The following is an 829-nucleotide window of genomic DNA, read 5'->3' as shown; positions in this document are numbered from 1 at the left end:
CAATGGGTATAGCAAGAAAACCGTCCGTTCTGAGTACGGGGATGTCGACATCCAAGTCCCTCGAGATCGAGAGGGTGATTTTGAACCAAACATTGTAAAGAAACATCAATCCAATGTTACAGGGATCGAAGATCAAATTCTTGCCCTCTATGCCAAAGGCGTATCCACACGCGATATCCAAGACCATCTGCAGCAGCTCTATGGCATCGAAGTCTCACCAACGCTCATATCAAATGTAACGAATAAGATTGTACCGATGATCAAAGAGTGGCAAAATCGCCCCTTGCAAGCGGTTTATGCTGTTGTTTTCCTTGACGCCATTCACTTTAAGGTAAAACAGGACGGAGCTATCGTCAATAAAGCCGCCTATATGGTCATTGGTATTGACCTTGACGGTCATAAAGATGTGCTTGGGATCTGGATTGGGGAGAATGAATCGGCAAAATTCTGGCTGCATGTCCTCAACGAACTGAAAAATCGTGGAGTCCAGGATATTCTCATTACAAGCGTCGATAATCTTCGTGGCTTTACAGAAGCCATCTCTGCATGTTATCCGAAGACGGAGATTCAGAAATGTGTTATCCATCAAATCCGAAATTCCATCAAGTATGTTTCCTATAAGGATCTCAAAAAGATCACGTCCGAGCTAAAACCTATCTATAAGGCTCCAACGGAGCAAGCCGCGTTGGAAGAACTCGATCAGTTTGAACAAACCTGGGGCAGTAGATATCCCTTGATGGTTCGTTCCTGGCGGAATAACTGGGACGAGATCGCCACTTTCTTTAAATATCCTCCCGAGATTCGAAAGCTGATCTATACAACTAACGTG

The 829-nt window shown here is 44.5% G+C and carries 1 protein-coding gene; it reads left to right on the top strand.

The features are described from left to right. A partial coding sequence (locus EDM54_RS17565) for an IS256 family transposase (protein ID WP_122958559.1) occupies window positions 1–829 on the top strand: 829 nt, incomplete at both ends.

Origin of the sequence: Brevibacillus borstelensis, from assembly GCF_003710865.1 — a bacterium.
GTDB lineage: Bacteria > Bacillota > Bacilli > Brevibacillales > Brevibacillaceae > Brevibacillus > Brevibacillus borstelensis.
Note: the sequence above shows the minus strand (reverse complement) of the source record. Positions and strands in the feature narration are given on the sequence as shown.